Source organism: Streptomyces sp. NPDC127177 (assembly GCF_042672475.1).
Taxonomy (GTDB): domain Bacteria; phylum Actinomycetota; class Actinomycetes; order Streptomycetales; family Streptomycetaceae; genus Streptomyces.
The window spans coordinates 18,285-39,195 of the sequence record NZ_JBHXUW010000071.1; the positions used below are offsets into that span (position 1 = coordinate 18,285).

Below are 20,911 nucleotides of genomic sequence, written 5' to 3' on the forward strand. Positions count from 1 at the left end.
ACAGCGCTCCACCCTCCCCTCACGCTGAACCCTCCGACGCCCGCAGCACGTCTTCCTCCGCCCCGGCCGTGGGCCGCCTCGCGCTGCCCGGCTCCCGTACACGGCCGCCGAAACTGGAGAACCATCCCTGATGCCCCGTACCCGGCACACCGCTGCCTTCGCGCTGATCACCGCGGCCACGCTGGCCCTCACCGCGTGCGGGTCCGGCGAACCGGCCTCCGCACCCGCCGGCGCGACCGGTGACGCCGCCGATGGCGCGATCCCCACGACGGACGTCGTGTCCGGGGTGAAGCGGAACAAGGCCGCGGCCGACCTGCTGCCGGCCGCCGTCCGCTCCTCCGGGACCCTGAAGGTCGCCTCCAGTGTCAGCACCCCGCCCGGCGCCACCTACCTGGAGGACGGCAGGACGGTGGCGGGTACCGACATCGACATCACGGACGCCGTGGCCCGGGCGCTCGGTCTGAAGCCGAAGCGGGAGGTGGCCGCCTTCGAGGCGATCCTGCCCGCGCTCGGCAGCGGGAAGTACGACGTGGGCACCGGCAACTTCGGGGTCACCGACGAGCGCCGCCGGACGATCGACTTCGTCACCTACCTCAACGACGGGCAGGGCTTCGCCGTCCGCGACGACAGCGACCTGCGCAAGGTCACCGATCTGACCCAGCTCTGCGGACTGACGGTGGGCACGGCCGCGGGCACCACGTTCGAGGTGACGCTGGAGGAGAACAAGCACCGGTGCGCCGAGGCGGGCAAGAAGCCGTACGACGTGAAGACGTACTCCGATCTGGCCGCGGTCTGGAGCTCGCTCCAGCAGGGGCGGACCGATGTCGCGATGTCGACCATCAACGGGCTTCGGTACGCCGTGAAGCAGCAGGAGGGCGTGCGCTTCCTCAACGAGTACAAGCGTCTGGACGTCGGCTTCGCGTTCAGGAAGGGCACTGCGCTCGCACCCGCCTTCCAGGCCGCGGTCAACAGTCTCAAGGCGGACGGCACCTACGACCGGATCCTGAAGAAGTGGGGCATCGGGGCCTCGGCGATCAAGACCTCGCAGATCTCGCCGCCCGAGATCAAGTGACGCGCACTCAGCAGCTGCAGTCGCACCCGCAGTCGCAGCAGTCGCACCCGTCACAGCAATCTCCGCAGTTGCTGCAGCAGTCGCAGGCGTCGCAGCAGTCACCGCAGTCGCACTGACTGCACAGCCCCTCGCGCCGCTGATGGCTCCACGGGTCGTCGAAGGTGCCGCAGCACATCTGGCAGGTGCAGGCGAGCCCCGCCCACACCAGGCACCCCATGACGAGCCCGCGCCGGTCGCGCGGGGGCTCCGGCGGCGGCTGCGGCGGGCCGAAGGGGGCGCCGGGGCCGGAGGGTGCGTACGGGTTGCCCGGCGGCGGTCCGAACGACGCCGTGTGCACCGCTCCTGACGAGTGGTCGGCTCCGGCCGGCACCGAGATGCCGCCGGCCGGCGGGCCGCCCGCCTGGTGGGAACAGGTGTCCGTGGCGAAGGCGCGGTCCACCGAGCGCCGCAGTTCGTGCGCCAGCAGCACGTGCGCGAGCTTGTCGTCGGTGAACTCCGCGTCGCGCAGCGCGAGCCGTACGCCGCGCAGCGCGTCGTCGCAGAGCCGCCGGGCCTCGGCGCGCGATGTGCCGGTCGCGGTGAGCGGGTTCCAGGCACCCGACGCGGCGTCAGCTTCCTGGTCCTCCACGGCATCCAGCAGATGCGCGAGTCGCCCGAAGAGGCGTCCGGCCTCGGCCAGCGGCGCGGCGTTCTGCGGCTTGCCCGCGAGGACGGCGGTGTGCGCGAAGGCCGCCGCGGTGGCGGTCTCGGTGGGCTCGGTGACCGTCAGCAGCGGGGTGCCCGGTCCCGCGAGCAGCTCGATTCCGGTCTGCCGGTCGACGGCGTCGACGAGCAACGCGGTGTCGAAGCCGAGCTGTGCGCCGGTGCGCGCCCCGGCACGGTCCCAGCCCGCGGCCACCCGGCGGGCGGCCGCGGCCACCGGACGCCGCTTCAACAGGCCGTCCCGGTCGGCGACGTGATCGCGCACCTTCGCCGACGCCAGCACCAGCGAGACGGCGGCCGCCAGCCTGGCACCCTCACCCCGGGCGACCGGCGCTGTCCGCATCGCGCGCAGCGGGCAGGGCCCGGCCTTGCGGCGCTGCGCGGGGGTGCGTTCGGTCTGAGCCTCCGTCAGGACCGAGACGATCAGGCCGTCGTAGTTCGTGACGATCCGGGCGAACTGCCCGTGGTCGGATCGAAGTGCCAGACAGAGTCCGCACAGATGGGCCATCCACTCAGCCTTGAGCCCCTCCGAAAGGCGGTGGGCGCAGGGCCTGACGATTCCGAACACGACGATCCCCCGGGAGTCGTTCACCTGTGCGCCGCGCTCGGACGCGTGCGCGATGTGCATCGTATCGACCGCCTCGTTCACCCGTACGCGCCCCATGTCACCCGTACGGACCGGCGGATCATATTTTCTTTCTCCAGGGCCCTTTTGCGGGAGGAACCTTGACGAATCGCCACATCCTCTGCACCAGTACCGTCACGAATGCCCTGCGCGCCGCCTATCCCCTTGGCGCTCGATCCGCATCATGGACGACCATAGGGATACGAAAGAGATGCGGAACGCCAAGGAACCGCGGTGAGAGGAGGCGTCCATGGGATCGGTGCGCAAGGCGAGTGCCTGGCTGGGCCTCGTAGAGGACAACGACGAGCGGTACTACGACGACGACGAGTACTCCGAGGGTGCACGGACCGGGACCGGTCAGGCCTGGGTGACCGATCCGCGGGTGCGGGTGGCGTCCGAGGCGGCCGAGGAGACGGGCCGCCGGATCGCCACCGTGACCCCGGACAGCTTCCGGGACGCCCGGAGCGTCGGTGAGCTCTTCCGGGACGGCGTCCCGGTGATCATGAACCTCACTTCCATGGACTCCGCCGACGCCAAGCGCGTGGTGGACTTCGCCGCAGGGCTGATCTTCGGACTGCGCGGTTCGATCGACCGCGTGGCCACCCGGGTCTTCCTGCTGACCCCCGCCGACACCCAGGTCGTCAACGGCGAAGCCGCCGGCCGGCCGGCCGACGGCTTCTTCAACCAGAGCTGAGCGGGGCGCTCACCGGATCGGTCCGGCCGTCCCGGCTCTACCGGAACGCGTCCAGACCGGTGAGCGCCTTGCCCAGCACCAGCTGGTGCATCTCCACGGTTCCCTCGTAGGTGAGCACCGACTCCAGATTCGTCGCGTGCCGCATCACCGGGTACTCGAGCGAGATCCCGTTGGCGCCGAGAATCGTGCGCGAGGTGCGGCAGATCTCGATGGCCTCACGCACGTTGTTCAGCTTTCCGAAGCTGACCTGCTCCGGGCGGAGCCTGCCCGCGTCCATCCGGCGCCCCAGGTGGTGGGCGAGCAGGATGCCCTTGTGCAGTTCGACGGCCATGTCGGCGAGCTTGGCCTGGGTGAGCTGGAAGCCGCCGATCGGCTTGCCGAACTGCTCACGGGTCCTCGCGTAGTCGACGGCTGCCTCGAAGCTGGCCCGTGCGGCGCCCATGGCTCCCCAGACGATGCCGTAGCGGGCGTGGCTGAGGCAGCTGAGCGGGCCGCGCAGACCGCTGGCTCCGGGCAGCATGGCATCGGCCGGCAGCCGTACGTCGTCGAGGACCAGCTCGCTGGTGACCGAGGCGCGCAGGGACCACTTGTGCCGGATCTCGGGTGCGGAGAAGCCGGGGGCGTCGGTCGGCACGACGAAGCCGCGGATGCCCGCGCCCGCGCTGCCCTCGTCGGTCTGCGCCCAGACGACGGCGACTCCGGCGACCGAGCCGTTGGTGATCCACATCTTGCGGCCGTTGAGGACCCAGTCCGCTCCGTCGCGCTTGGCGTACGTGCGCATGCCCGCCGGGTCGGAGCCGTGGTCCGGCTCGGTGAGGCCGAAGCAGCCGATGGTCTCGCCGGCCGCCATGCCGGGCAGCCACCGCTGCTTCTGCTCCTCGGAGCCGAAACGGTGGATGGCGTACATCGCGAGTGAGCCCTGCACGGAGACGAGTGAGCGGATCCCGGAGTCGGCCGCCTCCAGCTCCAGGCAGGCCAGACCGTACTGGACGGCGGTGGCGCCCGCGCAGCCATAGCCCTGCAGGGACATGCCGAGGGCGCCGAGCGAACCGAGTTCGCGGGCCAGCTCACGGATACCGGGCAGCTCGCCGTTCTCGTACCACTCGGCGATGTGCGGCAGGACCCGGTCGGCGGCCCAGGTCCGGACGGTGTCGCGGATCGCGAGATCCTCGGCGCCCAGGAGGTCGTCGATGCCGATCGGGTCGCGGGGGTCGAAGGGCGGGAGTTTCGAGGACGGAGTGGTGGACATGAGGGGGTGCCTCCGGCGGCTCGCACGGTACTGAGGTCGGTACGGGACGCCGAAAACTAGCAGTGTTAGTTACGGCGTCCTGCCGACGTTACGGCTCAGTGTGCCGCGCGTCCAGAGCCGGTGGCCTCGGCGGGCCGCCGCGCGCCGGGCAGCGGAAGCAGCACCTTGGGCCGGTCCTGGACCGGTGTCTCGCGGGCGTCCCGGCCGCGGAGATCCTCGTCATCGCGGGCCTCGGCAGGCTGCCGGGCGTCCACGGACTCACGGAGTTCACAGAGCGGCGGCGGGCACTCCATCACCCGCGGCAGCCGCAGGGCGGCGAGCGCCCCGAGCAGCAGCAGGGCCGCGCTGACCAGCAGCGTGATGTGCAGTCCGTCGATGAAGGCGTCCCGGGCGGTGGAGCGCAGCACCTGACCGAGCGGGCCGCCCAGCCGCGAGGCCACCTGATACGCCTCACCGAGCGAGTGGGCGGCGGCGGCCCCGGCCGAGTCGGGCACCCCCTCCTGCGGCAGCTTCGAGAGGCCCGGGGTGTAGGCGGCGTTCATGACACTGCCGAGCAGCGCTATCCCCATGCCGGCGCCCAGCTGGTAGGAGGTCTCGCCGATCGCGGCCGCCCCGCCGGCCCGTTCGGCGGGCGCCTCGCTGAGCATCGACTCGTACGCGCCGAAGAGCGTGGACTGGAGGCCGAAGCCGAGCACGACGAAGGAGGCGGTCAGCAGGCCGGGCCGGTCGTGCTGGCCCATGGCGGTCAGCATCAGCACCGAGACCGCCGTCAGGACGAAGCCCCAGCCGACCATCCGGCGCGGCCCGATCCGGCGCAGGGTGTACGAGCCGGTGGCACCCGCGGCCATCGCCGCGAAGGTGAGCGGCAGCAGCCGCAGGCCGGTCTCCAGCGGGCTGAGGCCCAGCACGAGCTGGAGGTACTGGACGGCGATCAGCTCCAGGCCGACCAGGGCCAGCATGGCGAGGACGATGCAGCCCACTGCGGTGGAGAAGGCGGGCCTGGCGAACATCCCGATGTCGATCAGCGGATGCGCACGGCGCTTCTGCCGGCGGACGAACGCGACGAGCAGCGCGGCCCCGACCAGCAGGGGGACGAGCGTGGCCGGTGCGAACAGGCCTTCGCCGGTGCCCGCCCTCTTCACGCCCAGGACCACGCCGAGCACGCCCGCGGCTGCCATCAGCGCGCCGAACACGTCCCACGGGCCGTCGTTGCTGCCACGCGACTCGGGGAGCAGCAGGCGGCCGAGCGGAAGGATCAGGGCCATCAGCGGAATGTTGATCAGGAAGACGGAGCCCCACCAGAAGTGCTCGACGAGGAAGCCGCCGATGACAGGTCCGGTGGCGGCGCCGACCGCGGCGACCGCGGACCACACTCCGATCGCCATGGCCCGCTCGCGCCGGTCCGGGAAGACCTGGCGCAGGATCGACAGGGTGGCCGGCATGATCATCGCGCCGCCGACGCCGAGCAGGGCCCGGGCCGCGATGAGCACGCCGGCGCTGTCGGCCATGGCGGCGACGGCGGAGGCGACACCGAAGAGCGCGTAGCCGAGCAGCAGGATCCGCCGCCGTCCGACCCGGTCACCGAGGGTGCCGAAGAGGATCAGCAGGGAGGCGCAGACCAGCGGGTACGCGTCCACGATCCACAGCAGGCCGACGGCGCTGGGCCGCAGGTCCTCGGTGACGGCGGGGACGGCGACGTGCAGCACCGTGGCGTCGAGCGCCACGAGCAGCAGACTGAGACAGAGGACGACCAGGACGACCCATCGATTGGCACCGTCGGCGGCTGCGCGCAGGCGGGTTCGGGCTGTGGTCGTCCCGGACATGCATCTACCTCCCAAAAGGTTCCTCGCGCTCGGCAGGCCTCCTGGGGTTCAGCGTCCGCTGTCCCTCCGGGCCCGGCATCGACGGGCGAGTGATCCGTCAGCGTACGCGAGTTCGGCAGGGGCACACGTGGTCCATCTCATACCCCGAAAGGCTCCCGGTGTGGCGTACGCCACTGCGCCGCCCTCATCCGGTCTGCTCCCGGACCCCTCGCGACCTGCGGTGACCGGCCGCCTCACGGCGGTACGGGGCGGTCGGGTGGCGCCGTGCGGCGCTCCCCGGACGCCCGACGAAGGCGTCGGGTAACCGGACCGACACCGTCCGTTCCGCCCCGCCGGATGTCTCGCAATAAGTACTTCGACATCCCGTGCGCTTTTCCGTCAATATCGAAAAACTCCATCGGCACGGGAGTCGAATAAATAGAACGGAAGGAACTCGGGATTCTCCGGCGGCCGAGGAAAACCGTCCCGGCTGAGACAAAGTCCACATCACATCGTCATCACAAAGCGGCCGGATCGGCCGGGTCACCCACTCACTCGCTGTAACGTCGATTGGGTGCGTACCGACATCTTTGCCCGCCTGGACCGGGAGCCGGAACCGCCGAAGATAGAGACACCGCGGATGAGCCGTCACCGCATCGCTCTCTTCGGCGGGACGTTGGCGTTCTATCTCGCCATCGTCATTGCCGTGCTCATGTCGTCCTGGCTGGTGACCCTGGACTGGAAGGTCATGCTCTTCCGGCCTTACCAGCAGTGGCCCCAGATCCACGCCTTCCTCGACTACTACGTCGTGCTCGGCCAGCGCGGACCCACGGCCGTCATGGTCGCCTGCTGGCTCGGCTGGCGCTCCTGGCGGCAGCACACCCTGCGGCCGCTGCTCACGCTGGGCGCCTCGCTGCTGCTGCTCAACGCGACGGTGGGGGCGGTCAAGTACGGCCTCGGCCGGCTCGGCCCGCACTACGCGACCCAGATCGGTTCGGCCGAACTGTTCGACGGCGGCGATATATTTCCCTCCGGGCACACCGCCAACGCGGTCGTGACCTGGGGAATCCTCGCGTACCTGGCCGCCACCCCCCGGGCCAGGCGCTATCTGTCGGCGATGTCCGCGGTGGTGTCGCTCGGGGTCGGTCTGACGACGGTCTACCTCGGCACGCACTGGCTCAGCGACGTGGTGCTCGGCTGGGCTGCGGGCCTGCTGATCCTGCTCGGCCTGCCGTGGTGCGAGCCGCTGATCACCCGCGCGGAGAACTGGATCTTCGCCGCCCGCGAGCGGCTGAGCGCCCGCAGCAGGCTCGTTCCGCCGCGGCCCGCCCCAGCGGGCGATCCGCTGCCGGTACCCGCGGGACAGCAGGCCGTGGGCGATACCGCCGCGCGAACCCCGGCCCCCGGCCCGGTCGCCGCAGGGGGCCGCCAGGCCGCCGTGGTGACGGCCACGGGCAGCCGCCCGCGCGCCCACACGGCCGCCCCTCCCCCGCACCCCGGCCACCCGGTGCGCTCGGAGCGCACCCCGGTCACCCCGGCCGGCAGCCGCCGCCCGCCGCACGCGGACCGCACACCGCGCGGCGGCACGACGCAGGCCCGGCCGGTGGCCGGCGGCTGACCCGGGGCGCCGCGCCGATACGCACAGAAGGGCCCCGGCCACCGGCCGGGGCCCTTCTTCCGGTTCGGGCGTCCCAGGCGGCCTCAGCCGATCCAGCAGCGCCTCACGGCGCCGCCGTCGACCTCGAAGTTGATCCGGCCGCTCCGGAACTCCATGGTGATGACGGTGCCCGGAGGAAGGGCTCTGACCGTGGTCCAGCCACGCTCCCTGGCCTGCCGTTCGGCGGTCTCGGCGGAGAGGCCGACATAGGCTCCGGGCGCGTCTTCGGGCTGGGCGGACGGGGTCGGTATGGGTGCCATACCCCTCACCGTAGGCTGCTCCGGACGGCGGCGGTAGCCGGGGCGCCGGACGGGCGCACGGCATCCCCACGTCCCCCACCGGTCACGCTTGTGTCACAGGATCACCACACGTGTTCCCGCGGAACTCCCTCACTCGAACGTGCGATTCACAACCGGACGCACAGTAATCACACAGGCCGGAAAACGATCTACGGAGAGAGCCGGAAAACGGCACGGATATCTCCCGCCGGCCGCACCTCGATTCACCTGCGGAATACCCTCCCACGGGCGGGAATCCCATCGGGAATTCATCCTTCCTTATCGCACCCTTATCCCATGCTCACAATATCTACACCATCGGACCGGCCCCGCCGTCCCGCTACGCCCGTATAGCGGACGACCCGAATCACCGCTTTCCGGCGCCGGAGCGGCCGCTCCGGCGGTGGGCCGCCGGTGGCCGTCCCCCGCCGGCCGACGGCCACCAACGGCGCTCCTCGATGTCATGACTTGTACGGGTATCGGCGAAGCGACCGCTCCCCCGGTTCGATTCCGTTCGCCTTCCCGCGTGACCCCGGCAGCGGCTCACCCGTTGTCTTCTTCATGAGCCGGGAACCGCCCGGCGCACGTACCGAGTTCGAGGAGCCACCCGTGCCGCGCATGCTCGACGTCAGCGAGGACGTACGCGCCGAGATCGGCGACGCCGAAGCCGACCGGCTGCTCGTCGGCGACAACGCCCCCGGCAGTTACGACTGCACCTCCTGCCGCACCCCCGGCGACTCCGAGCAGGAACGCACCAGCACGGTGCTGTTCGTCGGTGACGAGACGGCGGTCCTCGCCTTCGCCCACGCGACCTGCATCCCCTCACAGGTCGTCCAGGTCGCCGAGGAGCAGTTGCAGGGGGCCGTGCGCAGCATCACCGGCAGCGAACAGGACGGACAGGACCCGTCGGCACCGGAGCAGGCCGTGCTGGGGATCACCAGCGGTCTCGTGCTGATCGACGACGAACTCCATCCGGCACTGGTCGTCGAACCGACCGGGGCGATCGCCCGCCCCGGCACGGACGGCAGCGGTGGCGACGAGTTCCTGCAACTGCTGCTGGAGCAGGGCTTCCACCCGGCCGGGCGGATGGATCAGGTCCCCGAGGTGCTGCACGGCTGGTCGATCCTGCTCGCCATGGGGCAGCTGCACGCGGTGCTCCAGCCGGGCACGGGCGGGGGCGCCCCGGTGGCCTGGTGGCAGGCGCACGCGCCGCTCCAGGTGACCGAGGGCTGGCGGACGGCGGCCAACAAGTCGCAGACGGTGCTCGTCTACGCCGCCCCCGCCGGTTCGATCGGCCAGCAGCCCCGTGAGGACCTGCTGCGCGACGCGCTGGAGAAGGCCGCGGCCGGCGGGATCCTGGTCGCCGCCGCGATGCCGCTTGCCGGGACCTGATCATGTCCGTGCACCCCGGGACCGCCCGTCGAACAGCTATTTCTCCGGCGGGCCCGCATCCGACGGGCGACGGGGTCGTTGGCACCTACGTGCACTCATACGACCCCTCCCACCAGCGTCCGAGCCCGATCCCTGCCATGCGTCCCGCGCAGGATCCATCGGGTGGCCCGTCCCGCACCCCGATCTACGACGCGCTGTACTCCGAGTACCGCCGCTCGTTCAGGGCGTTGCCGGGTGACCGGACCGGGGAGGAGAGCCTGGGGCTCCCGACGTTCGGCAGCGGGTTCTTCGGCTCCCGTGCCCCGCTCAGCGGTCACTCGGGACACGGCGGAACGGTGACGTCCAGCGGGACGGGCGGAGCAGCCGGGCACAGCAGCAGCCCCAGTACACACACCGGGAGCCTCGGCTCGTGGCAGCGGGTGGGACGGCACGCCGGGCGGGTGCGGCCCGCGCTGCCGCCGGGCTCCCGCGGGGCCTGAGCGTACGACAGAGCCCCTGACCGCTCGCGGTGCGAGCCGGTCAGGGGCTCTGTCGTGTCCGGGGCCCAGCGGGGCCACGGGACCCGGCCCCGGCGCTCGGCACCGGGACCGCGTCGTGCGCTGTCTACTTGTTGCGGCCGCGCTTCTCGCGGACCCGGACCGAGATGTGGATCGGGGTGCCCTCGAAGCCGAACTCCTCACGCAGCCGTCGCTCGACGAAGCGCCGGTAGCCGTGCTCCAGGAAGCCGGAGGCGAAGAGCACGAAGCGCGGCGGCGTGGTGCCCGCCTGGGTGCCGAAGAGGATGCGCGGCTGCTTGCCGCCGCGGATGGGGTGCGGGTGGGAGGCGACGATCTCACCGAGGAAGGCGTTCAGCCGGCCCGTGGGGACGCGGGTCTCCCAGCCTGCGAGCGCGGTCTCGATCGCCGGGACCAGCTTCTCCATGTGGCGGCCGGTGAGGGCCGAGACATTGACCCGGGGGGCCCACGCGACCTGCGCGAGCTCCGTCTCGATCTCGCGCTCCAGGTAGTAGCGGCGCTCCTCGTCGAGGGTGTCCCACTTGTTGAAGGCGACGACGATCGCGCGTCCGGCCTCGACGGCCATGGTCACGATGCGCTGATCCTGGACGCTGATCGACTCGCTGGAGTCGATCAGGATGACGGCGACCTCGGCCTTCTCGACCGCGGCCGCGGTACGCAGCGAGGCGTAGTAGTCCGCGCCCTCCTGGAGGTGGACGCGTCGCCGGATACCGGCGGTGTCGATGAACTTCCAGGTGATGCCGCCGAGCGTGATCAGCTCGTCGACCGGGTCACGGGTGGTGCCGGCCAGTTCGTTGACGACGACGCGGTCCTCGTTGGCGACCTTGTTCAGCAGCGAGGACTTGCCGACGTTCGGACGGCCGATCAGCGCGATCCGGCGCGGTCCGCCGACGGCGGTGCCGAAGGACTGGGCCGGCGCCTCGGGAAGGGCCTCCAGGACGGCGTCGAGCATGTCGCCTGTGCCGCGGCCGTGCAGCGAGGAGACCGGGTGCGGCTGTCCCAGGCCCAGCGACCAGAGCGCGGAGGCATCCGCCTCGCCGCTCTGCCCGTCGACCTTGTTGGCACAGAGCACGACGGGCTTGCCGGCCCGGCGCAGCAGTTTGACGACGGCCTCGTCGGTGTCCGTGGCACCGACGGTGGAGTCCACCACGAAGACGACCGCGTCGGCCGTCTCGATGGCGTACTCGGCCTGTGCGGCGACGGAGGCGTCCAGGCCGAGGACGTCCTGCTCCCAGCCGCCGGTGTCGACGACCTTGAAGCGGCGGCCCGCCCATTCCGCCTCGTAGCTGACGCGGTCACGGGTGACACCGGGCTTGTCCTGGACGACTGCCTCCCGGCGGCCGATGATCCGGTTCACCAGGGTCGACTTGCCGACGTTCGGACGGCCGACGACGGCCAGGACGGGAAGCGGTCCGTGACCGGCCTCACCGATGGCGCCCTCGACGTCCTCGGGGTCGAAGCCCTCCTGCGCGGCGAGCTCCATGAACTCCGCGTACTCGGCATCGCCAAGCGCTCCGTGCTCGTGGTCCGAGCCGTCGGAGTGAATCTGGTCGTTCATGAAGTCCGTTCCTCTTTGCATCATCATCGATGGGCCGCGCAGCACGCGGTCCACTACTCAAGTCTTACCCAGCACGCCCGGTGAGGCGTCTGGCCTGCTCCAGGTGGCCCGTCAGCCGTCCCTGGATGCGCAACGTCGCCTCGTCCAGCGCCTTGCGCGTCCGCCTGCCGCTCCCGTCGCCCGCCTCGAAGGCTTCGCCGAAGACGACGTCCACGCGGCTGCGCAGCGGCGGCAGCGCTGATATCAACCGTCCGCGGCGCTCGGTGCTTCCCAGTACGGCCACGGGCACGATCGGCGCCCCGCCGCGTACGGCGAAGTACGCGAGCCCGGCGCGCAGTGCGGCGAAGTCCCCTTCGCCCCTGGTGCCCTCGGGGAAGATCCCGAGCACGCCGCCGTCCTCCAGTACGCCCAGGGCGTGGGTGATGGCGGTGCGGTCGGCGGTCGTACGGTCCACCTTCAGCTGACCGATTCCGCGCAGGAACGGGTCCAGGGGGCCGACGAACGCCTCTTTCTTGATCAGGAAGTGGACGGGCCGGGGCGCGGTGCCCATCAGCATCGGACCGTCGATGTTGTGCGAGTGGTTCACCGCGAGTATGACGGGTCCCGAGGCGGGGACCCGCCACGCGCCGAGCACCCGGGGCTTGAAGAGCCCGTACATCAGCCCGATCCCGATGCCCCGCCCGACCGCCGCCCCGCGCAGCGTGGGCGCACCGGTGGCAGGTGTCACTTCGTGACCCGCTTCTCCCCCACGAGGGTGACGACGCACTCGATGACCTGCTGAAGGGTCAGTTCGGTGGTGTCCACCTCGACGGCGTCGTCCGCCTTGGCGAGCGGCGAGGTCTTGCGGCCGGAGTCCGCGGCGTCCCGCTTGATCAGCGCCTCCTTGGTGGAGGCGAGATCGGAGCCCTTCACCTCTCCGCTGCGGCGGGCGGCGCGCGCCTCGGGCGAAGCGGTCAGGAAGATCTTGATGTCGGCGTCGGGCAGCACGGTGGTGCCGATGTCACGGCCCTCGACCACGATGCCCCGCTCCGCGCCCTGGGCGATGGTGCGCTGCAGCTCGGTGATCCGGGTGCGCACCTCGGGGACCGCGCTGACGGCGCTGACCTTGGAGGTGACCTCCTGTGTACGGATCGGGCCGGAGGCGTCCTCGCCGTCGACGGTGATCGTCGGGCCGGTGGGGTCGGTGCCGGAGACGATGACGGGCTTGGCGGCCGCGGTCGCCACCTCCACCGCGTCGTGCACGTCGATGCCGTTGTTCAGCATCCACCAGGTGATCGCCCGGTACTGGGCACCGGTGTCCAGATAGCTCAGGCCGAGCTGGGTGGCGACGGCCTTGGACGTGCTGGACTTGCCGGTGCCGGAGGGCCCGTCGATGGCGACGATCACTGCGGCCGGGGCGGTCCGGGCGGCGGTGCTTACGGTTTCCACGGTGGTGGACACCTTCCTGGTACACGGGGGTGGGCGGGACGGGACGCGCGAACCCGCCCCGCACAAGGTTACCGAGTGTGGACGCGGGCCCGACCACCCCTGTGGACAAGTGCCTTCCGGGACGCCTTCGGGCTCACTGCCGGAGGGACCAGCCCCGGTCGCGGAGGGAGGCGCTCAGCGCGGGGGCGGCGCTGGGTTCGACCATGAGCTGGACGACGCCCGCCTGCTGGCCGGTGGCGTGCTCGATCCGTACGTCCTCGACGTTGACCCCGGCCCGGCCGGCGTCCGCGAAGATCCTGGCCAGCTCGCCAGGCCGGTCGCTGATCAGGACGGCCACGATCTCGTACGAGGCGGGGGCCGCCCCGTGCTTCCCCGGCACCCTGACCCGGCCGGCGTTGCCGCGCCGCAGGACGTCCTGGATGCCTTCGGTGCCCGCGCGGCGCTTTTCCTCGTCGGCGGACTGCAGCCCCCGCAGCGCGGTGACGGTCTCCTCCAGATCGGCGGCGACGCCGGCGAGGACGTCTGCGACGGGCCCCGGGTTGGCGGAGAGGATCTCCACCCACATCCGGGGATCGGAGGCGGCGATCCTGGTGACGTCCCTGATCCCCTGTCCGCACAGCCGCACCGCGGTCTCGTCGGCCTCCTCCAGCCGGGCGGCGACCATCGAGGAGATCAGCTGAGGGGTGTGGGAGACGAGCGCGACGGCCCGGTCGTGGGCGTCGGCGTCCATGACGACCGGCACGGCCCGGCAGAGGGCGACCAGTTCCAGCGCGAGGTTGAGCACCTCGGTGTCGGTGTCCCGGGTCGGTGTGAGGACCCAGGGGCGGCCCTCGAAGAGGTCCGCGGTGGCGGCGAGCGGGCCGGAGCGTTCCTTGCCGGCCATCGGGTGCGTACCGACGTACGGGCTGAGGTCGGCGCCGAGCGCCTCCAGCTCGCGACGGGGTCCGCCCTTGACGCTGGCGACGTCGAGGTAGCCGCGGGCGACGCCGCTGCGCATGGCGGCGGCGAGCACGGAGGCGGTGTGGGCCGGCGGTACGGCGACGATCGCCAGATCGACCCGCTGTCCGGGCGCATCGTCGGTGCCGGCGCCGAGCGCGGCCGCCGTGCGGGCCGACTCCGGGTCGTGGTCGACTAGGTGGACCTTGATGCCACGCCCCGCGAGGGCGAGGGCCGCGGAGGTACCGACGAGGCCCGTTCCGATGACGACGGCGGTTCTCACTGGGCGATGTCCTTGCGAAGGGCGGCGGTGGCGCCGAGGTAGACGTGCGCGATCTCCGCCTTGGGGAGATAGGTCTCGATATGGGCGAGGATCCGCACCACCCGGGGCATGGCCCCCTCGATGTCCAGTTCCTGGGCGCAGATCAGCGGCACGTCGACGATACCGATGCCGCGTGCGGCGGCGGCCGGGAAGTCGCTGTGCAGGTCGGGGGTGGCCGTGAACCAGATGCTGATCAGATCGTCCGCGACGAGGCTGTTGCGCTCGAGGACGGCGGCGAGCAGGGCGCTGACCTGCTCGTCCATGTGTCCGGCCTCGTCCCGCTCCAGCTGGACGGCTCCGCGGACCGCTCGTACCGCCACGTCGTGCTCCTTGTTGTCCGTACCGCTTCGTGCGCCTGTGTTCCGGCTGTTTCAGCGTAGAGGGCCGGTGCGGTCCCGCGCCGGTTCGCCCTGTCCGTGAGACGCGGCGGTGGCGTGCACGGCGACCAGCATCCGCCAGACCCTTCCGGCGAGCTGCGCGGGGGTGGCGTCGACGCGTCCGTGCACCCAGTCGGCGAGGACGCCGGCGAACAGACCGGCGACGGCACTGGCGATCACTTCGGCGCCGGTGCCCGCCGGGCGGCGGCGGGTGAGTTCGGCGAGGCTGCGTGCCCTGAGCTCCTCGTGCAGCAGCTCGCCGAGCGGTCCGCCACCCCCCGGGCCCAGCAGGCTCCGGTAGACCTCGGCGCGGTCCCGGACGGCGTCCAGCAGTCCGGTGAGCTCGGCGGGCGGCGCGTCGGGGCCCGGCGGGGCGCCGTCCCAGGCGTGCAGGGCGTCCACTGCCTGCCGGACGAGCTCGGCGCAGGCGTCCACCGCGAGGGCACGCAGATCGTCGTAGTGGAGGTAGAAGGTGGCCCGGCCCACCCCGGCCCGGCGGACGATCTCGGAGACGCTGACCCGGTCCAGCGGCTGTTCCCCGCACGCCGCGAGGAGCGCCGCACGCAGCCGGCCACGGGTGCGTGCGGTCCGCGGGTCGCCACTGCCCCCGGCCGCGGCCGGCGTCATCGCTCAGCCCGCCGTCAGGACGAGCACGAGGGCCGCCGCGGCGGGGGCCGCCTGCACGAGGAGGATCTTCCGGTTGACGGTCGCGGCGCCGTACACCCCGGCTACGACCAGACAGCAGAGGAAGAAGATCCGCGCCTGGTGGGCCACCGGGTCGCCGGCGATCAGGCTCCAGACGAGCCCGGCGGCCATGAACCCGTTGTAGAGCCCCTGGTTCGCGGCCAGCGGCGCGCTCTCCCGGGAGAACTCGGGTGTCGTGGCGAAGACCTTGCGGCCCCGCGGGGTGTCCCAGAGGAACATTTCGAGGACCAGGAAATAGGCGTGGATCAGCGCGACGAGCGCGACCAGCACCTGGGCTGCTGTCTGCATGGTGAACGACCTGACGACCTTCCGCGTCGGCCCACGCCGACTTCCTGGACAACTGTACAGGAAGTCGTCACGGGCCTCCGCGGAAATACCCGGAGCGGAGCCGCACCGCCCTCGCGTAGCCTCCCGGCATGATCACTCCCTCCGACGAGGCGCTGGTCCGCGACCACACGGTCTACTCCTGTGTGATGGGCTCGCGCGCCTTCGGACTCGCCACGGACGGCAGCGACACCGACCGGCGGGGCGTCTTCCTCGCGCCGACCGCGATGTTCTGGCGGTTCGACAAGCCTCCGTCCCACATCGAGGGACCGGCCGACGAGCAGTTCTCCTGGGAGCTGGAACGCTTCTGCGAACTGGCGCTGCGGGCCAACCCCAATGTGCTGGAGTGCCTGCACTCCCCCCTGGTGGAGCACGCCGACGCGACCGGCCGTGAACTCCTCTCGCTGCGCGGGGCCTTCCTGTCCCGGCAGGCGCACGGAACCTTCGTCCGCTACGCCCTGGGCCAGCGCAGGAAGCTGGAGGCGGACGTGCGGCAGCACGGGGCGCCGCGGTGGAAGCACGCCATGCACCTGCTGCGGCTGCTGGCGAGCGGCCGGGACCTGCTGCGTACGGGAGAACTCACCATCGACGTGGGAGCGGACCGCGAGGAGTTGCTGGCGGTCAAGCGGGGCGAGGTGCCCTGGACGGAGGTGGAGCGGCGCATGACGAGACTGGCCGAGGAGAACGACCGGGCGGCCGCCGCGTCCCCGCTGCCGGCCGGGCCGGACCGGGCACGGGTCGAGGACTTCCTGTTCCGCACCCGGCGGGCGGCGGCGCCGGCCGACCGGCAGGCCGAGCGCGGTTCAGCCGGCTGACACCGGAGCGAGCCGGGCCCGCACCACCAGTTCGTGCAGCGCTTCGAACCCGCCCGGCCCGTCCGGGAGCGCCGTGCCGGCCTGCGCCGCGTCGAGCACCCGGTGCAGCGACTCGACGTCCCGGGCCGCCTGCGCCCGGTCCACACCCTCCGCTCCCCCGTGCTCGGCCTCGGCCTTCGCCGCGATCAGGCCCGGGAGGTAATCCGGCGCCGCCACCCGGGCGAGCAGGGCCGGCAGCCGGGCCAGCACCTCACCGCTGCGCATCAGATGGATGCCGGTGAGCAGCGCCCGGAAGGTGTAGAGCAGCGGCTTCAGCTCACCGGTCCGCTCGAAGAGCCGCCACTGGGTGTTGGCGAATCCCCGGTAGTGGTGGGCGTGGTTGCGGGTGAGGACGGCCGGGGCCAGGGCCACCAGTTCGGCGTGCAGGGCGCTCGTGTGCACGACCAGCGGGGAGAGCAGCTGCTCCAGCACGTAGCCGTTCGGCTTCAGCATCAGGCGGACGAACTTGCGGAGGTCGTGGGTGACGAGGTCCATCTCGACGCCGTCGCTGTCCCACATCCGCGAGCGCGTCTCCTCGGGCTCCCGGAGCCCGAGGAGGTCCTCCGCGGGCAGGACGTGGACCCCCCGCAGGTCCACATCCGAGTCCCGGGAGGGGAACCCGTACAGATGCGCCCCGGAGACCGTGGCGAACAGCAGCGGATGGCGCTCCCCGGCGATGACCGGGCCGAGATCGGTGACCGGCAGTCCGGCCTCCTGGAGGTGCGTGGTGTCCGTGCGCATGGCTCAAGCGTCCCAGAGGGCCCCCAGCGACAACAGGTCGCTCCGGTACTCGATCCGCTCCGACCACTCCTTGGGCCAGGCGCCCGAGCCCAGGTGGGCGCCTGCGAGCGCGCCGGTCAGGCAGCCGAGGGAGTCCGAGTCGCCCCGGGTGCAGGCGGCGCGGCGCAGGGCGGTGACCGGTTCGTCCGGGAAGAGCAGGAAGCAGTGCAGGGCCGTCGCGAGGGCGTCCTCGGCGATCCAGCCGTCGCCGGTCGACTCGCAGGGGTCCGTCTCCGGGGACGGGTTGCGCAGGGCGTCCTGGACGCGTGCCAGCGCGGTGAGGCACTCTTCCCAGCCCCGCTGGATGTAGAGCTCCGGTGAGGAGTCGCCGGCGTACCGCCAGAGCTCGCCGAGCCAGCGCGTGTGGTAGTTGCCGCTGTTCTCGTACGCGTAGCTGCGCAGCTGCCCGATCAGTCCCAACGGTTCCGCGCCCTGCGCCAGCAGGTACACAGCACGGGCCATCAGGTCGGACGCGGCGAGCGCGGTCGGGTGGCCGTGGGTGAGCGCCGCCTGCAACTGGGCGGCTCCGGCGCGCTGTTCGTCGCTCAGACCGGGGGCGAGTCCGACGGGGGCGACCCGCATGTCGGCGCCGCAGCCCTTCGAGCCGGTCTGGCTCGCCTCCTGCCAGACCCGGTCGCTGTCGAGCAGCCGGCAGGCGGTCATGCAGGTGCGTCCGGGGGCGCGGTTGTTGTCGGGCGAGTGGTACCAGTCGACGAACTCCTCGCGCACCGGACGCAGCAGCCGCAGCGGGGTGAGCAGCCCGCGGTCCATGGCGGTGCGGATGCCGCGGCCCAGGGCCAGGGTCATCTGGGTGTCGTCGCTGACGACGGCCGGCCTGGGCAGCGACATCCGGCGCCACGGCCCGCACTTGGCGAGGATCGACGGAACGTTGTTGAACTCGGTCGGGAAGCCCAGCGCGTCGCCGAGCGCGAGCCCGGTCAGCGCGCCGGTGGCGGCCTGTTTGGTGATGGTCCTGGTCACGATCACGTGCTTCTTCCTTCCGGTCGCAGCAGTGGAGGGTGCAGGGCGGTGGCGGCGCCCGCCCGGTGGAGGGCGGCCGGTTTGCCCCGTCCTCCGGTGCGGCGCGGTGATCCCTCCACGGCCTGGACGAAGCCGGGCGTGGTGAGGACCTTGCGCCGGAAGTTGGGCCGGTCCAGCTCGACGCCCCAGACCGTCTCGTACACCTGCTGGAGCTCTCCCAGGGTGAATTCGGGCGGGCAGAACGCGGTGGCCAGGCAGGTGTACTCGAGTTTGGCGCCGATCCTGAGGTGTGCGTCGGCGAGGATGCGGTCGTGGTCGAAGGCGAGCTCGCCGAGCGCTCCGGCGTCCCACCAGCGGGCGCTGGCCGCGTCGCCGCCGCCGCGCGGTTCGGGCAGATCCGGTACGAGCGCGGCGTAGGCGACGGAGACGACGCGCATCCTCGGGTCGCGGTCCGGGTCGCTGTACGTCCGCAGCTGTTCCAGGTGGAGGGCCGAGACGGTGTCCTCGCTCAGCCCGGTCTCCTCGGCCAGCTCCCGGCGGGCCGCGTCCCCGGCGGACTCGCGGGGCAGGACGAAGCCGCCGGGCAGCGCCCAGTGGCCCTTGTACGGCTCCTCGCCCCGCTCGACGAGCAGGACGTGCAGCCGGGTGTCGCGGACCGTGAAGACGGCCAGGTCGACGGTGACCGCGAACGGTTCGAAGGCGTGCGGGTCGTAGCCCTCGGGCGCGGAGCCGCTCATCGCCGCTCCGGAAGGGGTGCGGCGAAGTCCCAGCCCTCGGCGAGCAGCGCGTCGACCGCCTCGACGGCGGTCGCAAGTCGCTCCTGGCGGCTTCCGGTGACCTCGATGAAGTTCCTTCCGGTGCCGGTGAGTTCGGCGCGGAAGCGGTCGGTCATCCAGGGCCGCAGCTCCTCGCCGTCGCGCAGCCCGTCGTCCTCGAAGGCGACGCCCTCGTGGTCGGTGAGCAGCCACAGGTGATGGGCCACCCGGTCCGCCGTGTGCTCGACGAGCGGGTTGCGTCCGCCGACGTACCGCTCGTGCCACACCGTCGTCGCGAAGGAGTCGGTGTCGCACACGAGCACCGGGGAGCCGGTACGGGCGGCCGCCTCCTCGCGGGCGTTCTGCGCCTCGGCGATCAGCGGGAAGTCGTCGGTGGTGAAGGCGACGTCCTCCCACTGGGCCCGGGGCCACCGGCTCCGCAGCGCGGCCAGCTTCCGTTCGCTGAACTCGCGCCCGTACTCGGCGACATATCCGGTGAGCGCCCAGACCCCGCCGCGCCGCCGGTAGTGGGCGGCGAGGGCGCGGGCCAGGGTGGTGGTGCCGGTCGACTCGGCGCCCAGGACGACGACCCGGCGGGTGAGCGCGGCCCGTACCGGCGGTTCGAGGAAGTCCCAGCAGCGGGCCGGGTCCTCGCGCACGGCGGTGCCGGAGACCGGGAAGACCGTGCGGCCGGGATCGACGCAGACGGCTTCGGCGCCGAACCGGCGGGCGAGCTCCTCCCCGTACGACTCCGAGGTGAAGACGGCGTCCACGGGTTCGGGCACGGCTCCGGTGAAGACCGCCATGTGGGCGTCCCATATGGCCGGGTCGTGGAGATCCATCCGGGTGTCGTCGACGGCACCCACCACCGTCACGTCCGGATGCACCTCGCGCATCCAGGCGACCCGGTCGGCGAGCGGTACGGATTCCACCGAGGCGGCGCAGACCAGCACGGTCAGCCGCTCGCAGCGGTCCTGGGCGGTGCGGACGAGGTGGTGGTGCCCCGCGTGCGGCGGGTAGAACTTCCCGAGCACGAGACCGTGCGCGAAACGCCTCATGCCACGGCCTCCACGGGCTCGGGGTGCCGGACGGTGAGATCACGCCGCCAGTTGCGCAGGCCGATCAGGCACAGCGTCAGGAAGCCCACGTACAGCAGCGAGGTGAGGTAGAGCTCCTTGTACGCGTAGAGCGGGATGTACACCACGTCGGCCGCGATCCAGAGCCACCACGACTCGACGAGCTTCCTGCACTGCCCGTATGTCGCCGCGAGCGACAACGCGGTCGTCAGCGCGTCCCAGAAGGGCACCGTCGAGTCGGTCGCCCTGTCCAGCAGGACGGTCAGCGCGAGGGTCCCCACCACCCCTGCCACGAGCAGCAGGACCCATTCGGCGCGCGTGGTGCGCCGCACCGGCAGGCTGTCCGTCCCTGGTCCACCCCCGTGGGTCCAGGTCCACCAGCCGTACGCGGCAAGGGCGATGAAGACGATCTGGAGTCCGGAGTCGGCGTACAGGCCGGACTGGGTGAACAGCAGGATGAAGAAGAGGTTGTTGGCGATGCCGATCGGCCAGTTGGCGAGGTGCTGGCGGGCCACGAGCCAGACACACAGCGCCCCGCTGCCGAAGCCCAGCACCTCGGTCCAGCTGACCGGGGTGTCGAGAATCGTCACCAGGGGTTGCTGCAGGGGATCGAGGACATCCGCGAGACTCACTCCCGCCTCCTTAATAGTCACTCTGACTATAAAGGTCGAACGCAGGTAGCAAAAGGCCCGCGGCCCGTTACAGTGCGGAATTAGGGAAACAGGTACCCGCCGCCGGGCCTGTGCGGTGGGGGGGGGTCGTTTAAACAAAACCCAGCCCACGAGACGTACCACCAACGCGGCTACCCCCTTGTCCTCGCACTCCGGGC

The 20,911-nt window shown here is 71.7% G+C and carries 22 protein-coding genes; 6 read left to right on the forward strand and 16 right to left on the reverse strand.

The genetic code is table 11. The annotated features are described in order from the left end of the window. The first annotated feature begins 130 nt into the window (after positions 1-130). On the forward strand, positions 131-1,072 hold the full coding sequence (locus tag ACFVJX_RS31400) for a transporter substrate-binding domain-containing protein (RefSeq protein WP_384131930.1): 942 nt from the start codon (positions 131-133) through the stop codon (positions 1,070-1,072). Positions 1,073-1,079: 7 nt separating this feature from the next. Here ACFVJX_RS31400 and ACFVJX_RS31405 read toward each other — a convergent pair whose 3' ends face one another. Further along, positions 1,080-2,342 carry a DUF5685 family protein gene (locus ACFVJX_RS31405; RefSeq protein WP_384131972.1) on the reverse strand — a complete coding sequence of 421 codons (1,263 nt, stop codon included), beginning with the start codon at positions 2,340-2,342 and terminating at the stop codon, positions 1,080-1,082. Positions 2,343-2,649: 307 nt separating this feature from the next. Here ACFVJX_RS31405 and ACFVJX_RS31410 point away from each other — a divergent pair, with 307 nt between their 5' ends. Then, complete coding sequence (locus ACFVJX_RS31410; protein ID WP_384131927.1) at positions 2,650-3,093, forward strand: cell division protein SepF; 444 nt, start codon at positions 2,650-2,652, stop codon at positions 3,091-3,093. Between the two features lie 37 nt (positions 3,094-3,130). On the opposite strand, the gene ACFVJX_RS31415 is transcribed toward ACFVJX_RS31410, so the two are convergent. After that, on the reverse strand, positions 3,131-4,342 hold the full coding sequence (locus ACFVJX_RS31415) for an acyl-CoA dehydrogenase family protein (RefSeq protein WP_384131925.1): 1,212 nt from the start codon (positions 4,340-4,342) through the stop codon (positions 3,131-3,133). A gap of 95 nt (positions 4,343-4,437) precedes the next feature. Continuing rightward, a complete protein-coding gene (locus ACFVJX_RS31420) occupies positions 4,438-6,165 on the reverse strand; it encodes an MFS transporter (RefSeq protein ID WP_384131922.1) in 1,728 nt (575 codons plus the stop codon). 553 nt (positions 6,166-6,718) lie between these two features. On the opposite strand from ACFVJX_RS31420, the gene ACFVJX_RS31425 reads away from it, so the two are divergent. Further along, a complete protein-coding gene (locus tag ACFVJX_RS31425; protein ID WP_384131919.1) occupies positions 6,719-7,762 on the forward strand; it encodes a phosphatase PAP2 family protein in 1,044 nt (347 codons plus the stop codon). A gap of 83 nt (positions 7,763-7,845) precedes the next feature. Here the strand turns inward: ACFVJX_RS31425 and ACFVJX_RS31430 are convergent, their stop codons facing one another. Further along, the gene (locus ACFVJX_RS31430; protein ID WP_384131917.1) at positions 7,846-8,061 is read right to left on the reverse strand and encodes an I78 family peptidase inhibitor; all 216 of its coding nucleotides are present in this window, start codon (positions 8,059-8,061) and stop codon (positions 7,846-7,848) included. A gap of 627 nt (positions 8,062-8,688) precedes the next feature. Here ACFVJX_RS31430 and ACFVJX_RS31435 point away from each other — a divergent pair. Together ACFVJX_RS31435 and ACFVJX_RS31440 are read left to right on the forward strand one after the other, a co-directional pair. Beyond that, entirely contained in the window at positions 8,689-9,471 is a 783-nt protein-coding gene (locus ACFVJX_RS31435; protein WP_384131914.1) for a hypothetical protein, read from the forward strand. A 137-nt stretch (positions 9,472-9,608) separates the two neighbouring features. After that, a complete protein-coding gene (locus tag ACFVJX_RS31440) occupies positions 9,609-9,950 on the forward strand; it encodes a hypothetical protein (RefSeq protein WP_384131911.1) in 342 nt (113 codons plus the stop codon). Positions 9,951-10,074: 124 nt separating this feature from the next. Here the strand turns inward: ACFVJX_RS31440 and der are convergent, their stop codons facing one another. The 7 genes from der to ACFVJX_RS31475 form a co-directional block, all read right to left on the reverse strand. Continuing rightward, positions 10,075-11,544, reverse strand: coding sequence for a ribosome biogenesis GTPase Der (gene der, locus ACFVJX_RS31445; protein WP_384131908.1), 1,470 nt, complete (start codon positions 11,542-11,544; stop codon positions 10,075-10,077). A gap of 64 nt (positions 11,545-11,608) precedes the next feature. Continuing rightward, complete coding sequence (locus ACFVJX_RS31450; protein WP_384131906.1) at positions 11,609-12,271, reverse strand: lysophospholipid acyltransferase family protein; 663 nt, start codon at positions 12,269-12,271, stop codon at positions 11,609-11,611. Beyond that, positions 12,268-12,984, reverse strand: a complete 717-nt coding sequence (gene cmk, locus ACFVJX_RS31455) for a (d)CMP kinase (protein WP_384131904.1) — start codon at positions 12,982-12,984, stop codon at positions 12,268-12,270. Before cmk ends, ACFVJX_RS31450 begins: the two co-directional genes overlap by 4 nt. A 121-nt stretch (positions 12,985-13,105) precedes the next feature. After that, positions 13,106-14,191 (reverse strand): prephenate dehydrogenase, encoded by a 1,086-nt coding sequence (locus tag ACFVJX_RS31460; protein WP_384131901.1) that lies wholly within the window; start codon positions 14,189-14,191, stop codon positions 13,106-13,108. Continuing rightward, positions 14,188-14,550 (reverse strand): chorismate mutase, encoded by a 363-nt coding sequence (gene aroH, locus ACFVJX_RS31465; RefSeq protein ID WP_384131898.1) that lies wholly within the window; start codon positions 14,548-14,550, stop codon positions 14,188-14,190. The genes ACFVJX_RS31460 and aroH overlap by 4 nt, the downstream gene beginning before the upstream one ends. A gap of 51 nt (positions 14,551-14,601) precedes the next feature. Beyond that, the gene (locus ACFVJX_RS31470) at positions 14,602-15,234 is read right to left on the reverse strand and encodes a TetR/AcrR family transcriptional regulator (RefSeq protein WP_384131895.1); all 633 of its coding nucleotides are present in this window, start codon (positions 15,232-15,234) and stop codon (positions 14,602-14,604) included. A 3-nt stretch (positions 15,235-15,237) separates the two neighbouring features. Next, positions 15,238-15,600, reverse strand: a complete 363-nt coding sequence (locus ACFVJX_RS31475) for a DUF1304 domain-containing protein (RefSeq protein WP_384131892.1) — start codon at positions 15,598-15,600, stop codon at positions 15,238-15,240. 128 nt (positions 15,601-15,728) lie between these two features. On the opposite strand from ACFVJX_RS31475, the gene ACFVJX_RS31480 reads away from it, so the two are divergent. Then, the gene (locus tag ACFVJX_RS31480) at positions 15,729-16,451 is read left to right on the forward strand and encodes a DNA polymerase beta superfamily protein (protein WP_384131889.1); all 723 of its coding nucleotides are present in this window, start codon (positions 15,729-15,731) and stop codon (positions 16,449-16,451) included. Here ACFVJX_RS31480 and ACFVJX_RS31485 read toward each other — a convergent pair. The 5 genes from ACFVJX_RS31485 to pnuC are packed head-to-tail and all read right to left on the reverse strand — an operon-like array spanning position 16,440 to position 20,714. Continuing rightward, entirely contained in the window at positions 16,440-17,231 is a 792-nt protein-coding gene (locus ACFVJX_RS31485; protein WP_384131887.1) for a DNA polymerase beta superfamily protein, read from the reverse strand. The two genes, ACFVJX_RS31480 and ACFVJX_RS31485, sit on opposite strands and share 12 nt — an antisense overlap. A 3-nt stretch (positions 17,232-17,234) precedes the next feature. Beyond that, entirely contained in the window at positions 17,235-18,257 is a 1,023-nt protein-coding gene (locus ACFVJX_RS31490) for an ADP-ribosylglycohydrolase family protein (RefSeq protein WP_384131884.1), read from the reverse strand. Beyond that, on the reverse strand, positions 18,254-18,988 hold the full coding sequence (locus tag ACFVJX_RS31495; RefSeq protein WP_384131881.1) for an NUDIX domain-containing protein: 735 nt from the start codon (positions 18,986-18,988) through the stop codon (positions 18,254-18,256). The genes ACFVJX_RS31490 and ACFVJX_RS31495 overlap by 4 nt, the downstream gene beginning before the upstream one ends. Continuing rightward, complete coding sequence (locus ACFVJX_RS31500) at positions 18,985-20,064, reverse strand: AAA family ATPase (RefSeq protein ID WP_384131878.1); 1,080 nt, start codon at positions 20,062-20,064, stop codon at positions 18,985-18,987. Before ACFVJX_RS31500 ends, ACFVJX_RS31495 begins: the two co-directional genes overlap by 4 nt. After that, positions 20,061-20,714, reverse strand: coding sequence for a nicotinamide riboside transporter PnuC (pnuC, locus tag ACFVJX_RS31505; protein WP_384131875.1), 654 nt, complete (start codon positions 20,712-20,714; stop codon positions 20,061-20,063). The genes ACFVJX_RS31500 and pnuC overlap by 4 nt, the downstream gene beginning before the upstream one ends. Positions 20,715-20,911: the final 197 nt, after the last annotated feature.